General features: G+C 31.0%; 15 protein-coding genes. 10 read left to right on the top strand and 5 right to left on the bottom strand.

Annotated features, from left to right (window positions below; genetic code table 11):
• Nucleotide 1 precedes the first annotated feature (1 nt).
• On the bottom strand, nucleotides 2–637 hold the full coding sequence (locus tag OEA66_RS01525; protein ID WP_267279690.1) for a peroxiredoxin: 636 nt from the start codon (nucleotides 635–637) through the stop codon (nucleotides 2–4).
• A 91-nt stretch (nucleotides 638–728) separates the two neighbouring features.
• On the opposite strand from OEA66_RS01525, the gene OEA66_RS01530 reads away from it, so the two are divergent.
• Nucleotides 729–1,616 carry a mechanosensitive ion channel family protein gene (locus tag OEA66_RS01530; RefSeq protein WP_267279691.1) on the top strand — a complete coding sequence of 296 codons (888 nt, stop codon included), beginning with the start codon at nucleotides 729–731 and terminating at the stop codon, nucleotides 1,614–1,616.
• 36 nt (nucleotides 1,617–1,652) lie between these two features.
• On the opposite strand, the gene OEA66_RS01535 is transcribed toward OEA66_RS01530, so the two are convergent.
• Nucleotides 1,653–2,384 carry a hypothetical protein gene (locus OEA66_RS01535; RefSeq protein ID WP_267279692.1) on the bottom strand — a complete coding sequence of 244 codons (732 nt, stop codon included), beginning with the start codon at nucleotides 2,382–2,384 and terminating at the stop codon, nucleotides 1,653–1,655.
• A gap of 103 nt (nucleotides 2,385–2,487) precedes the next feature.
• Nucleotides 2,488–5,022, bottom strand: a complete 2,535-nt coding sequence (locus OEA66_RS01540) for a phosphoenolpyruvate carboxylase (protein WP_267279693.1) — start codon at nucleotides 5,020–5,022, stop codon at nucleotides 2,488–2,490.
• A gap of 108 nt (nucleotides 5,023–5,130) precedes the next feature.
• Here OEA66_RS01540 and OEA66_RS01545 point away from each other — a divergent pair, with 108 nt between their 5' ends.
• From OEA66_RS01545 to OEA66_RS01585, 9 genes are all read left to right on the top strand, one after another.
• Complete coding sequence (locus OEA66_RS01545; protein ID WP_267279694.1) at nucleotides 5,131–5,838, top strand: leucine-rich repeat domain-containing protein; 708 nt, start codon at nucleotides 5,131–5,133, stop codon at nucleotides 5,836–5,838.
• 10 nt (nucleotides 5,839–5,848) lie between these two features.
• Nucleotides 5,849–6,253 carry a hypothetical protein gene (locus OEA66_RS01550; protein WP_267279695.1) on the top strand — a complete coding sequence of 135 codons (405 nt, stop codon included), beginning with the start codon at nucleotides 5,849–5,851 and terminating at the stop codon, nucleotides 6,251–6,253.
• A 143-nt stretch (nucleotides 6,254–6,396) separates the two neighbouring features.
• Nucleotides 6,397–6,798 carry a hypothetical protein gene (locus OEA66_RS01555; RefSeq protein ID WP_267279696.1) on the top strand — a complete coding sequence of 134 codons (402 nt, stop codon included), beginning with the start codon at nucleotides 6,397–6,399 and terminating at the stop codon, nucleotides 6,796–6,798.
• 9 nt (nucleotides 6,799–6,807) lie between these two features.
• The gene (locus OEA66_RS01560; RefSeq protein WP_267279697.1) at nucleotides 6,808–7,065 is read left to right on the top strand and encodes a hypothetical protein; all 258 of its coding nucleotides are present in this window, start codon (nucleotides 6,808–6,810) and stop codon (nucleotides 7,063–7,065) included.
• A 143-nt stretch (nucleotides 7,066–7,208) separates the two neighbouring features.
• Nucleotides 7,209–8,372 carry an iron-containing alcohol dehydrogenase gene (locus OEA66_RS01565; protein ID WP_267279698.1) on the top strand — a complete coding sequence of 388 codons (1,164 nt, stop codon included), beginning with the start codon at nucleotides 7,209–7,211 and terminating at the stop codon, nucleotides 8,370–8,372.
• 180 nt (nucleotides 8,373–8,552) lie between these two features.
• Entirely contained in the window at nucleotides 8,553–9,011 is a 459-nt protein-coding gene (locus OEA66_RS01570; protein WP_267279699.1) for a lipocalin family protein, read from the top strand.
• A gap of 61 nt (nucleotides 9,012–9,072) precedes the next feature.
• Nucleotides 9,073–9,729, top strand: a complete 657-nt coding sequence (locus tag OEA66_RS01575; RefSeq protein WP_267279700.1) for a GDSL-type esterase/lipase family protein — start codon at nucleotides 9,073–9,075, stop codon at nucleotides 9,727–9,729.
• Nucleotides 9,730–9,737: 8 nt separating this feature from the next.
• A complete protein-coding gene (locus OEA66_RS01580; RefSeq protein WP_267279701.1) occupies nucleotides 9,738–10,697 on the top strand; it encodes a tetratricopeptide repeat protein in 960 nt (319 codons plus the stop codon).
• 68 nt (nucleotides 10,698–10,765) lie between these two features.
• Nucleotides 10,766–11,209, top strand: coding sequence for a lipocalin family protein (locus OEA66_RS01585; protein WP_267279702.1), 444 nt, complete (start codon nucleotides 10,766–10,768; stop codon nucleotides 11,207–11,209).
• Nucleotides 11,210–11,258: 49 nt separating this feature from the next.
• Here the strand turns inward: OEA66_RS01585 and OEA66_RS01590 are convergent, their stop codons facing one another.
• Nucleotides 11,259–12,611, bottom strand: a complete 1,353-nt coding sequence (locus OEA66_RS01590) for a DEAD/DEAH box helicase (protein WP_267279703.1) — start codon at nucleotides 12,609–12,611, stop codon at nucleotides 11,259–11,261.
• Nucleotides 12,612–12,744: 133 nt separating this feature from the next.
• Nucleotides 12,745–13,260: a hypothetical protein gene (locus OEA66_RS01595; RefSeq protein WP_267279704.1), complete on the bottom strand. Its 516-nt coding sequence runs from the start codon at nucleotides 13,258–13,260 to the stop codon at nucleotides 12,745–12,747.
• Nucleotides 13,261–13,263 lie beyond the last annotated feature (3 nt).

Below are 13,263 nucleotides of genomic sequence, written 5' to 3' on the forward strand. Positions count from 1 at the left end.
CCTATTTATTGGGTTGTGGTGTATATCTTAAGTACGGTTTTATTTCGGTAACACCTTTTGGGAAAATATTTTTAGCATCTTCTGTAGAAATTGCAGGTGGAATAATCACATCATCACCATCATTCCAATTTACCGGCGTTGCGATTTTGTGAGAATCTACCAATTGTAATGAATCTAAAACTCTGTTAATCTCATTAAAATTTCTTCCTGTAGAAGCAGGATATGTGATAATCAATCTTACTTTTTTCTCAGGATCAATAATTAGCAAAGAACGAACTGTCGCAGTTGCGGAAGCATTTGGATGAATAAAATCATATAACTCAGAAACTTTTTTGTCTTTATCAGCGATAATAGGAAACTTTACTTCTGTATTTTGAGTTTCATTAATATCTTCAATCCATTTTTTGTGATCCTCTACTCCATCTACACTCAACGCAATTACTTTTGTATTTTTCTTTTCAAAATCTGACTGAAGTTTTGAAGTAAAACCTAATTCTGTTGTACAAACCGGAGTAAAATCTGCAGGATGCGAAAATAAAATCCCCCATGAATTTCCTAAATATTCATAAAAATCAATATTTCCTGCTGATGAATCTGCCTGAAAATTCGGTGCGGTATCTCCTAGTTTGATTGACATAATATTTTGTTTTATTAGTCTACAAATTTAATAGACTTTTTACAACTGGCAAAATTTTTGCTTAAAAATATTTTTAAATTTTAAGTTTATTATGGATTATGGCTTAGGTTACATTGATACCGTTTACAAAGTATTGCAAAACTGGTATATTACATTTGCAAAACTCACTCCCAAACTCGTTGTGGGAGTTCTTGTTTTTATGTTTTTCTTATTCACAAGTAAATATCTGAGTAAGCTTGCCGTAAAAATCATGCATAAAGTCTTTCCCAATACAAAAAAAGAAGGCTCAGTAATAACCATTATAGGCATTTTCAGATTCATTATCATGTTGATGGGAAGCTTCATCGCATTGGAAATTATGGGATTCAGTGGTTTCCTGTGGAAATTCATTGGTAGTTTAGGAGTTGCCGGTGTAATTGCAGGGGTTGCTTTGAAAGATTTAGTTTCAAGTATTTTTTCGGGAATGCTGATCGGAATTGATAAAGCTTTTAAAGTTGGAGATTATATTACAATTGGGAACCATTCAGGAACTGTTCAGGATATTGGTTTTTTAACCACAAAACTGATTACAGACGACGGAAAGAAAGCCTACATACCAAATCAGGTAATCTTTAACGCTCCGTTTTATAATATTACGGCATCACCGCAGAGAAGAATTATTTTAGACTTTGAAATTCCTGCCGATGAAGATATAAGTAAAGCACAACAGGGAATTTTAGATGTCATTAAAAATTTGGAAAACATCGATAAACTTGAAACCGCTGAAGTTAATTTCACCAGTTTAAAGCAGGGAATTTTTAATCTTCAGGCAAAATTTTGGATTGCAGTGGGTTCAAATATGCTCCACACTAAAAGTGAAGCTTTAGAAAAAATAAAAAAACGCCTCGATGCAGATGGAATTCCTTTGGTAACACCAACAAGCATTAACTTAGTCAACCAAATCAGTCCAAACGAAAATTCTAATGCAAATCCTGAATAGAAAAGACAAACCTTCCAGATGCGGAAGGTTTGTTTTTTATAAATCATCAAAATCTTTAACATCTGATAGTTTCGTCATTTTTTTCGATCCTAAATTTGTCCAAGTCTCTTTAAAAACTTCATCTGCTTCAGGGTTTTCATAATTAATATTTTCTTTTAATTGTTTTTTCCCGGTTAGATAATTAATACTTGTGCTGCTAATTAAAGTTGGGCCATTATGATCTTTTGAATCATACCCAATTAAATAAAAATCTGAATCTCTATATTGAAAAGTATAAGTCCAAGAACCGTATCTTCCATGAGCATAATGCACAAATAATTTTCCTTTCTCAGCAGATACGTCTAATTCCGGAGCATAATAAACTCCACCATCTTCATTTTCTGATGAGAAACAGGTTTCATTTTTCAAAGCCAAATGATATTGATTTCCTTTTTTTAAAAGAATAATCAAACCTCTTCGATTGCGGTCTAATTCTCCACGATATTCATCATTTACAAACTTGCTTTTATCCGTTCCTTTGATCATTAAAACACAGTCAATAATTCCATCATTATTGAGATCACCTTCTGTTTTTTCAAAAAGTTTAAATCCTTTTGGCACAAAATCTTCGGGCCTATTGGCTATTTCGCTTTCAACAACTGAAACATTTTTAATTGTATCATTCGTTTGTACTTTATTTTGTTGCTGAATTTCATGTATCTCTTCTGATTTTTTACAGCTTTGCTGAAAGCTAAGTAAAATAATGACTAAAAAAGTTACTTTTTTCATTGTAATTTGATTTATCATACAATAATAATTAATTTCTTTATCCTAAAAAATAAACGTACCAGAAAATCTGATACGTTTAATTCTATTTTAACTTAAAAATTCTTTAAGCTGAATTTCTACTTGCATTAATATTTCCAAATAAAGAACGTGTTACCAGCTTTTCATAAGCTTCTTTATTCCCTTCTCCTTTCTGAATTTTCATTAAAGCATATTGCTGAATACTTAATAACGGAAGTACAATTTTCTCACGGATTTTCACCGATTTTCTTGAAAGCGGATCTTCCTGTTGAAGCAATTTAAATCCAGTCAATTCCAACATAATATCTTTTGAAAGATTATATTCAGAGAATAAAACATTCCAGAACTCTCCGAATTTCGGATTATTTTTAATATAATACGTTAATGGAAAATAAGACTTGTTCATACTCATCATCGAGTTTAAAACTAATGTCTTAAAGAAATCTGAACCTTTATATAAATCAATAACTTCATCAAATCTTCCCTGCTCTTTCATCTGTTGCATTGCAAAACCAAATCCGAAAAATCCTGGGACATTTTGTTTCAACTGTGACCAAGAACCTACAAAAGGAATTGCTCTTAAGTCTTCAAATTTCAATTCACTGTCTCCTCCGCGTTTTGAGGGTCGACTTCCAATATTGGTTTTCCCGTAATATTCCAACGTACTCATTTCTTGCAAGTAAGGAACGAACATCGGATGTGCTTTTAAATCTGAATATTTTTTATAACTAATATCCGCCAATTCAATAATTAAAGCTCTTTCTTTTTCCGTTAAGTCTTTTTTAGAATTTTTGAAAACGTCATTTTCAACTCCGGCTGTCAAAAGTTGTTCGAAATTGTATTTTGCCTGTTCTTTGTTTCCAAAAATACTTGTAATGGTTTGTCCCTGAATTGTTAATTCAATCTTATTATTGGCAATTGTCTTTCCTTGTGAGGCATAAAAATCATGGGTTTTCCCTCCACCTCTTGCAGGAGGTCCGCCTCTTCCGTCGAAGAAAATTACTTTAATTCCGTTTTCTTCTGAAAGTTTGGTTAAAACTTCTTTTGCTTTATAAATTTCCCAGTTGGCTTTTAAATAACCACCATCTTTTGTACCGTCTGAGAAACCAAGCATAATTGTCTGTTGATTTCCTCGTCTTGTTAAATGTTTCTGATAAACAGGATTTTTGTACAATTCATTCATTACATTTTCAGCGTTGGCAAGACCTTCCATTGTTTCAAAAAGCGGAACAATATCCATATTTATTTCTTCATCCTGATAACCTGAAATTTTGAAAAATGCATACACATTCATCACATCTTTCACTGCATCAGAATTTGAAATAATGTAGCGATTCATTCCACGAAGTCCGTTTGACTGTTGGATTTCTTTGATTTGTGCAACATTGATTAAAGTATCGGCAACAATTTCATCATAAGATTCAGTATCTATTTTCTCTGAAATTTCAATCAGTTTATTGAATTTCTCAACATAATCAGCTTCAATATCGCCAAAAAGCTTTGAAAAAACATCATCAATCACTTTCTGATGAATTCTGCTGTCTTGTCGAATATCTAGAGTCGCAAAGTGAGTTCCGAAAATTTTCACACGATCTCTGAAATTCTGAAGCAAATCTAAAAACAAAGAATTATGTTGACTCACCAATATTTTTTCAACATCATTTAATCTCGTTAAAATATCTTCAGTCGTAATTTTTTCATTTCTAAAAATAGCGCTGTACAATTCATTGCTTAATTGAGTTAAAATTTCAGAAACTCCTCTGAAACTCAATCTTCTTCTTACATCTTTTAAATTTCCATAATAAGATTTTAAAATTGCTGTACGAAGTTCTTCTGAAACTCTTTTAGTAACCGGGGCCGTAACAAATGGATTTCCGTCACGATCTCCACCCGGCCAAAAACCAAGCTGAATAATATCTTCGTGAAGATTAAAATGCCCGTTATCAAAAGTTTTTCTGATTTTCGTAAATAATTCTCCTATCGTATCATAATAAACATAACGCAAATAATGAATGATACTCAATGCTTCATCAATCGGAGTTGGTTTTTCTTTATTTACAAAAGGAGTTTTTCCTAGTTGTTGCAAAAGGGTATCAATATTTGTGATCGAATCATCTGTAATCGCTTTTCTCAAATCATGAATAATTCTTTGAACCGAACTTGGATAAAATTGCGTCGGATGTGCCGTAAAAACAACTTTTACAGTAAAATCTTTCAATTTTTCACGCACTTTTTCCAGTTTATGATCGTGAAAAGATCTTTCATAAAGATTGGTAACTGTCCCGCTGTCGCTTTCAGAATGTAATCCAGGAAAAGCGGCATCTTCAATACTATCAAACAAAACTACCTGTCTTTCAATGTACTGAATGATTTTGAAAAGCAATTCCAATTTCTGTTCTTCGGTTTCTAAATCGGTGTGGTTTTTAAAAAATTCCTCAACAATTACTTCCGGAGTTTTTCCCTCATCGTACCCGATTTTACTTTCTTCACAAAGAAAAGGAAGCAACATTCCGATATTGGTCATTTTATCATAAGGCAGGCTCATAAACAATGAATTGTAGATTTGGAACTTATTTTCCACAATCTGCCTGAATTTTTCTGCGCGCTGGTCGTGTATCATATAACAAATGTAAAGGATTCTTCTAAAATAATAACTTCTAAACAACAGATAAATACTATATTTAATAATTATTTTTCTTAAACTTATAATCTTAAATTATATTCGAAAATGAAAAAAAAATTATTCATCTTATTTTTGATTACTTTCAGTATTGCTCATACTCAGGAATTAAAATTTGAAAATTCAAATCTGGAGAAAATTATTTTAAGCAAATATCCTAAAATTGACCAAAATAAAAATGGAAAAATAGATAAACCTGAAGCCGAAAGTTTAAAAGAACTTAATCTAATGAAAGAGAATTTAGAAAATATCAATGACATCGTATTTTTTAAAAACCTTGAATATCTTTCATTAACTACAAATAAATTAGAAAACATCAAAATAAATAATTTTAAATATCTTAAAAAACTTTATTGTGCCAGAAATAATTTGAAAAGTTTAGAAATTTCAAATCTTCCAAATCTTACTGAATTCGCTTGTGGATTAAATAAATTAACTACCGTGGATATTAAAAATTGTCCAAACATAGAATCAATGAATATGATGGACAATCTTCTCACTACAATTGATTTAAAACAATTTAAAAAATTAAAATATTTAACAGTTGACGGTAATAAATTAAAGCAACTTGACCTATCTAAAAATCCAAACTTAGAACAGATTACAATAAATAATAATAAAATAGAAGAGATTGATATTACTAAAAATCAAAAACTGATAATGCATATTTTATATATTGATAAACACGTAAAGATAGTTGGCACAGAAAATCAAATGAAAAATTACAGACCTGGACCTGTTGTAATTCAAAATTAATATTTATCAAATGAAAAATTTATTTCTTTTTATTTTAATGAACTTTCTTTTCACAGCTTGCGCAGAAACCTGTTATAATCCGCCGCAACCGATTGTTTTTGAATTTGTAAATTCTAATGATGAAAATCTTATTACGAATGGAACGCTGACTCAATATTCAATCAAAGAAGAAAATCAGACAGGAATTCAACTTACGAAAACATCAGATGATAAAATTCTTTTAGAAAACGTTGGCGCTTATAATGGTATAAAAAATTATACTTTCAGTTCAAATATTAAAGAATTTGAATTTTCAATTGAATCTTCAGAGTTTAATTCGGGTTGTGATGGTTATCAAATTAATAAATTAACGTTTACAGGAATTGCAATTGATGTAAAAGACGAAAATGGTCGTTATAAAATAATTTTCCAATAAATTATAAAATACAGTTACAAATAACTGAAACATTAGTAAATGAACAATTTACAGCTACAACTTTTTCAACTTTAAGGGAATTTTAATTAAGAAATTCCCTATTTTTTTTGTAGTTTCGTGATGACCAAATCTAAAATATGTTGATGATAAAGAAAATCTTGCTGTTGTTGTGTTTTTCAATCCTTGTAATTTCCTGTAAAAAAGACTGTTACACTGCTCCCGAAAAAGTGGTTTTTGAATTTGTAAACGCAGCGGGAGAAAATTTAATGGAAAACGGAACGATTACGTCCGTTGGAATTACAGAAGATACAGGAGTCGGTGTAGAAGTAACAAAAACTGATGATTACAAAGTGATTTTGCAACGTGTAGGCTCATTCAATGGAACTAAGAATTATAGAATCGCTTCCGTTGTGCAGTTTGTTGACTTTTCCATTCGTTCGTCTAATGTGACGACAGATTGTGACGGATATCAGATTGATGAGATTAATTTTCAAAATGCTGATGCAACAAAAGAAGCGGGATATTACAGAATTGTATTAGATTAAAAACTAAAAATGATGAAACCAAATAAATTATCAGACCTCAGTTTAGAAAAACTCGAATCAAAGAAAAAAACAGTACAAAGTTTAGCAATAGGATTAGGAATTGTAATGTTAATTGCGTGTTCCATACTCTTCTATTTTGCGATTACTTCCAAAAATTTTGCTTTAATTGCTGTTGCGATAGGAAGTTTAATGTCTTTGATGCCTATTTTAATTAGCATTGGTCAAATTAATGCTGAAATAAAATCAAGAAAATCTAAATATTTGTAATTAAGTTATTGTTCAGTTTTAATAATTTAAATTAAAGCAAAATTTCAATAGTTTAAATAAAATTAAATCATATAGATTTTAAAATTTCCTTAACTCAGTTTTCGTATTTCTATTCTTACATTTGATGTAAATAATTTAGAACAATGCTTAATTTCGAGTTTAAAAATCCTACAAAAATACTTTTCGGAAAAGGTGAAATTGCAAAAATTTCAAAAGAAGTTCCCAAAGATGCCAAAGTTTTAATGATTTACGGAGGCGGAAGCATCAAAAATAATGGTGTTTACGACCAAGTAAAAGAAGCTTTAAAAGACCACGATTTACACGAATTTGGTGGAGTTCCTGCCAATCCGGAATATGAAGTTTTAGTTGATGCGTTAAATTTTATTAAAAAGAACAACATCACTTATCTCCTTGCTGTTGGTGGCGGTTCTGTGATTGATGGGGTTAAATTTATCTCTGCTGCAGCCAATTATGATGGTGAACCTTGGGAAATCCTGAAAAAACCAGTTCGTACTTTTGAAGGTGAAGGAATGCCTTTCGGAACCATCTTAACTTTACCTGCAACAGGTTCTGAAATGAATTCAGGCTATGTAATCTCAAGAAGAGAAACGAATGAAAAATTATCTTCCGGCGGACCGGGATTATTTCCACAGTTTTCAGTTTTAGACCCGGAAGTTATCAAATCAATTCCAAAAAATCAGATTGCAAACGGAATTGCCGATGCTTACACGCATGTTTTAGAACAATATATGACGGCGCCGTCTTCTGCAGATCTTCAGGAAAGAATTGCAGAAAGTATTTTAATCAGTCTTCAAAATGCCGCTCCAAAAGTAATGTCTGATGATTTTGATTACGATGCTGCCGGAAATTTTATGTGGTGTTGTACAATGGCTTTAAATGGGTTAATTCAAAAAGGAGTGATTAAAGACTGGGCTGTTCATGCAATGGGACACGAATTAACCGCTTATTATGGAATTGATCATGCAAGAACTTTAGCTGTTATTGCACCTTCGCATTACCGCTATAATTTCGAAACCAAAAAAGGAAAATTAGCTCAATATGCTGAAAGAGTTTGGGGAATTACAGAAGGAAGCGTTGAAGAAAAAGCCGAACTGGCAATTGTAAAAATGGAAGAGTTTTTCCAAAGTTTAAATATTCAAACTAAACTTTCAGATTATACTCAAGATTTTAACGGAACAGCAGAAAGAATTGAAAAAGCTTTTACTGAAAGAAATTGGTTAGGTTTAGGCGAAAACAAAAATCTGACCCCAAAAGATGCTTTCAAAATTGTAGAGATGAGCTATTAACAAAGTGATGATGGAACATTGAAGCTGAAATAAATTTGTTTTTTTATGGCATTTTTCTTTCTTGCTTCTTTCTTCCTACCTCAAATTATCTTTTCTACAAACATTTGTTTAAAAAAGCTGAATTTCATTATAGATATTACAAATTTATTTATATTTTAGCATATTCTTAAATTTGTGAAAATGAAAAAACACTTACTCTTATTTGCCTTTTCTGCATTAGCTCTTACATCTTGTGAAGATGATGATGTTCAGGGTTACGAAATGGATATGCTGAAAGGTGAATGGAAAACTGTAAAAACAGAAATCATATCTGGAAAAGACAATAAAACTGTAATTTCTACAGACACACCTACAGGGTGCAGTACTAAAAATATTACAGAGTTCAGAACCGATTTTTATACTGCTTATACAGGTTTTTCAGGAGTTGGAACTACTTGTACAAGTCAAAAAACAGAAGGTACATATACTTATAATGAAGAAGATAAAGTTCTTGTCTTTAAATATGACAACGATATGGACAGACCTAATAAAGTTGTTATTTTGAGTAGTACAGAACTAAAAATCCTGCAAATGCATGATAGCATAGATATAGACGGAGATCTTATTCCGGATTTAACCTACATTACTTACAAAAGATAAAACGAAACTCCCGATATACGGGAGTTTTTTATTATATTTATTTCCATAAAATTTAGAAACAATGAAGAAGATTTTTTCAGCATTCCTATTGCTGACTTTCGCCCTAATTTTTGCTCAGGAAAAACAGCCGATGTTTTGGCAAGACATTCAAAATTTCAAAAAACTTGATCAGGAAACAACTCCACCTAAAAATTCTATTTTATTAGTAGGAAGTTCATCTTTTACAAAATGGCAAGATGTTTCAGATTACTTTCCGGGAAAAGTTGTTATTAACAGAGGTTTTGGAGGTTCTAGATTAACAGATTTAAATTATTTTTCGGAAGATTTATTAAGTCCATACCAACCTAAACAAATCATCATTTATTGCGGAGAAAATGATTTTGCTGATAATATAAAACTAAAAGCGGATGTAGTAATTGATCGATACAAGACTTTTTATAAAAAAATTCGTGCAAAGTTTCCAAATATTCAGGTTGATTATATTTCAATAAAATATTCTCCAAGCAGAGAAAATCTTTGGCCACAAATGAAAGAAGCTAATAAAAAGATTGCTAAGTTTATGAAAAAAGAAAAAAATGCGGATTTCATAGACATCACAAAAGTAATGAACGATTCAAACGGAAATATTCGAAAAGATTTGTTTGTAGAAGATATGCTTCACATGACTCCGGAAGGCTACAGATTGTGGACTTCTGTGATGAATCCTTACATGAAATAACCAAATTTATGATAAAAACTATAACCACTCTTTCAGTTATTTTACTTTCTTCGATGATTTTTTCACAAAAATTGGACGAGAAAAAATTCGTTAAAGAAATATCAGAAAATGCATGTAAATGCATTGACTCTATTTCTGCATCAAATAAAGAAAAATTAGCTGTAATTAATAATATTCATGATTGTATTGATAAACAAACTTCTGCTCTTCAATTAGGATTAATGATTTCGAATTTAGATGAATTGCAAAAAGATGCTAAAGAAGTTAATGGTAAAAAGCAAGTTAATTTAACAATTAATGCTAATAAAGATTCAAACGAATACAAGGAAAACTACAATAAGATTGAAAGAGTTTTGATGAATGACTGTAAAAGTTTAAAAACACTTATCAACACTGCTGAAACCAAAGACAATAAATTTTCAGATAATGAAGATGCAGTTGAATATTATACTAGAGCTGTTAATTCTTCTAAAAAAGAGGATTGGAATGATGCCATTAAAAACTATAAACTGGCTTTAGAGAAAGATCCAAAATTTATTTATGCATGGGATAATTTGGGAATTTGTTACCGTAGAATAGGCGATTATGACAAGGCTATTGACGCTTATAAAAAATCTGTGGCGATAGATCCTACTGGGAAGATGCCTTTGCAAAATATAGCAATAGCATATATTTACAAGAAAGAATATCAAAAAGCGATTGATGCCTATTTAGATCTCGACAAAGTTCATCCAAATGATGCTGAAGTTTACTATGGAATAGGTCAGATTTATGCTCTTCATTTGGAAAATAACGAAAAAGGATTAGATTATATATCAAAAGCCTATAAAATTTATACTCAGCAAAAGTCTCCATACAGAACCGATGCAGAAAAGATTTTAGGAATAATTTATAATAAAATGAAAGAACAAAATAAGCTTGATAAATTTAAAGAGATATTAAAAAAGAACGATATTAATTTTAAATAATCAACCCAATTATTGAGTTTTTGAAATTTAATGAAAATTCATTATCTTGTGAATCTAAAAGAATGAAAATGAAAAAACTTTTAATGTTTGTCTTCGCTGCAGGATTGGTTTTCAACTCCTGTTCAAAAGATGACGATGAACCAGTCAACGAGTTTTCTCTAGTCGGAATATGGCAGCCTTCAAGAGAAATTGTAGTTTCAGGAAGTAACGGAGTAACACTTTCAAATACAGCATATTCAGGATGTTTTTTGACGAGTACTTTTGATTTTAAATCAAACAATACTTTAGTTTCAAATATATTCGAAATGAATACAAGCAACAATTGCGTAAGCACAGGTATCGAAACAGTTCCTTACACTTATGATCACGCTGCCAAAAAACTTGTTATTGAAGGTGAAAATATTGAAATAGTAAGCAGAACGGTCAATGAGTTACAGATTGTAAGCGAATATGACGACAGAAATGGTGACGGTGTAGATGATAAAATTATTTTTGTATTGGTTAAAGTATAAAAACCAATTCCATTAGGAATTGGTTTTTTCTTATTCTTTAAATAGGAAGTTATTTCTTTCTCTTAGATTTCGAAATTGCCTTCTGTTGCGCTCTGTTGGCTCCAAATTTCTTTGGAGTTTTTCTTTTTGAAGGACCACCCCAGTTTTCCTTTTTATTTTTGTCTTTCTTCTCGTGGAAAGCACCGCCTCCATCAAATAATTTTGCGTGAGCCGGATTTTTCATCAAAATTACATCTTCTTCAGATGCAATTTTCTTAGGATTAATTTTTACAGTTTCAGGGAAATCGATGTAAGCTAATTCTTTATCCATTAACATTTCAATTTCTAAAGCCCACTCTTCTTCTTTCTTCGTCACAAAAGTAACCGCTTTACCATCTTTATCTGCTCTACCCGTTCTACCGATTCTGTGAATGTACTGTTCCGGAACTTCAGGAGTTTCAAAATTCACAACATGGGTGATATCTGAAATATCAAGACCTCTTGCCATAATATCTGTAGTAATCAAACCTCTTATTTCTTCATTCTCAAAGCGTTTCATTGCTTTCAGTCTGTAGTTTTGAGATTTATTGGAGTGAATTACATCAAAATCATCCGGGAAAAGCTCATTAAATTGTGTAAAAAGTAAATCTGCATGTTTTTTATTATTTGCAAATATCAAAACTTTAGACATTTCTTCATCCGTATTCAATAAATGCTCTAGTAAGTTGATTTTTGTATTAAAATTTTCAACTTTGTAAGCTGTCTGCTCAATTTTTTCAAGCGGAGTTCCCGATTTTGCCAATGAAATTTCAATAGGACCAGCAAAATATTCATCTAACATATCATCAACCGCTTCAGTCATCGTTGCCGAGAAAAGAATATTTTGTCTTTTTTCACGCATCATTTCGAAGATATGCGTTAGTTGTGGTCTGAAACCAAGATTCAACATTTCGTCGAATTCATCGATGATTAATTTTTGAACTTCTTTTAAAGATATTGCATTATCAATCGCCAAATCCATAATTCTTCCAGGAGTTCCTACCAAAATATCACAACCATCATTAAACAATAATTTTTGTGTATTGATATTTTTTCCACCATAGATTCCTATTACTCTTGCAGTAAGATTTTCTGTCAGTTTTTCTACAATTTCTGTTACCTGAACGACCAATTCTCTTGTAGGAACCAAAACAACAACCGTAGGATTTCCATTTTTATTATATTTCCAAGTCTTTAAAACCGGTAATAAATAGGCCAATGTTTTTCCCGTTCCTGTTTGTGCAATTCCCATTACATCACGACCCGAAAGAATCGGGCCGATACTTTTTTCCTGAATTGGAGTGGGCTCAAATAAATTTAAATCTGCTAAAACATCAAGAACTTTCACCGGAAGGTCAAAGTCTGCAAAAGTGAGTTTTTCCATTTTGCAAAGATAGGTAATTAATTTGATTGTTAATTTGGTTTAAAAACAACAATATTTTTATCAAAAATTTAATTTGTTTTTCTAAACTAAAGTGTAAAAATTACTTATAATCAGAGTTTCACTTTGAATGAAATTATTTGATCTTTATACTCTTAGTTATAATTTTAATATCATCATCAACAAACTGACTAGATGAAACAAATACATATCCTTTCTTTTTTGGATCTTTTTTAATTGGAAACTCATCACTTTCCCATTGCGAACAATGAGTCGAAATAGGTTGAACTAATGCTTCCCAACCTGTTTTACGAAAAGTATAAACATAGAAAGGATGCCAACAGCTCGTACACCAATTGGGATAGAACCCAATCTCGTCTTTTCCATCGTTATTTAAATCTTTAAGATTATAGAGTGTACCGCTTTTTGCGGGAGAAATAGTAAATGACTTTAATTTTTTATCACTGAAATAAATTACTGATTCACACTTCCCATCACATTCATCGCCGCAATCATTAAGTTTGATATACGCATACTCTTTAGTTCCGTTACCATCAAAATCTCCTAAAAGACCTTCGTCAGATTCTTTTTGAGCATTGAGAAGTAAACAAAAAAACATTAAAACAGCACTGAATAATAATTTAATCATCATCAA

Source organism: Chryseobacterium luquanense, from assembly GCF_026460945.1.
GTDB classification, from domain to species: Bacteria; Bacteroidota; Bacteroidia; order Flavobacteriales; family Weeksellaceae; genus Chryseobacterium; species Chryseobacterium luquanense.

Coding starts and splice junctions, on each gene's coding strand:
- OEA66_RS01535 (WP_267279692.1), bottom strand. CDS start 2,384: ATGAAAAAAGTAACTTTTTTAGTCATTATTTTACTTAGCTTTCAGCAA.
- OEA66_RS01595 (WP_267279704.1), bottom strand. CDS start 13,260: ATGATGATTAAATTATTATTCAGTGCTGTTTTAATGTTTTTTTGTTTA.
- OEA66_RS01560 (WP_267279697.1), top strand. CDS start 6,808: ATGATGAAACCAAATAAATTATCAGACCTCAGTTTAGAAAAACTCGAA.
- OEA66_RS01530 (WP_267279691.1), top strand. CDS start 729: ATGGATTATGGCTTAGGTTACATTGATACCGTTTACAAAGTATTGCAA.
- OEA66_RS01540 (WP_267279693.1), bottom strand. CDS start 5,022: ATGATACACGACCAGCGCGCAGAAAAATTCAGGCAGATTGTGGAAAAT.
- OEA66_RS01585 (WP_267279702.1), top strand. CDS start 10,766: ATGAAAAAACTTTTAATGTTTGTCTTCGCTGCAGGATTGGTTTTCAAC.
- OEA66_RS01555 (WP_267279696.1), top strand. CDS start 6,397: ATGATAAAGAAAATCTTGCTGTTGTTGTGTTTTTCAATCCTTGTAATT.
- OEA66_RS01590 (WP_267279703.1), bottom strand. CDS start 12,611: ATGGAAAAACTCACTTTTGCAGACTTTGACCTTCCGGTGAAAGTTCTT.
- OEA66_RS01525 (WP_267279690.1), bottom strand. CDS start 637: ATGTCAATCAAACTAGGAGATACCGCACCGAATTTTCAGGCAGATTCA.
- OEA66_RS01550 (WP_267279695.1), top strand. CDS start 5,849: ATGAAAAATTTATTTCTTTTTATTTTAATGAACTTTCTTTTCACAGCT.
- OEA66_RS01575 (WP_267279700.1), top strand. CDS start 9,073: ATGAAGAAGATTTTTTCAGCATTCCTATTGCTGACTTTCGCCCTAATT.
- OEA66_RS01570 (WP_267279699.1), top strand. CDS start 8,553: ATGAAAAAACACTTACTCTTATTTGCCTTTTCTGCATTAGCTCTTACA.
- OEA66_RS01565 (WP_267279698.1), top strand. CDS start 7,209: ATGCTTAATTTCGAGTTTAAAAATCCTACAAAAATACTTTTCGGAAAA.
- OEA66_RS01545 (WP_267279694.1), top strand. CDS start 5,131: ATGAAAAAAAAATTATTCATCTTATTTTTGATTACTTTCAGTATTGCT.
- OEA66_RS01580 (WP_267279701.1), top strand. CDS start 9,738: ATGATAAAAACTATAACCACTCTTTCAGTTATTTTACTTTCTTCGATG.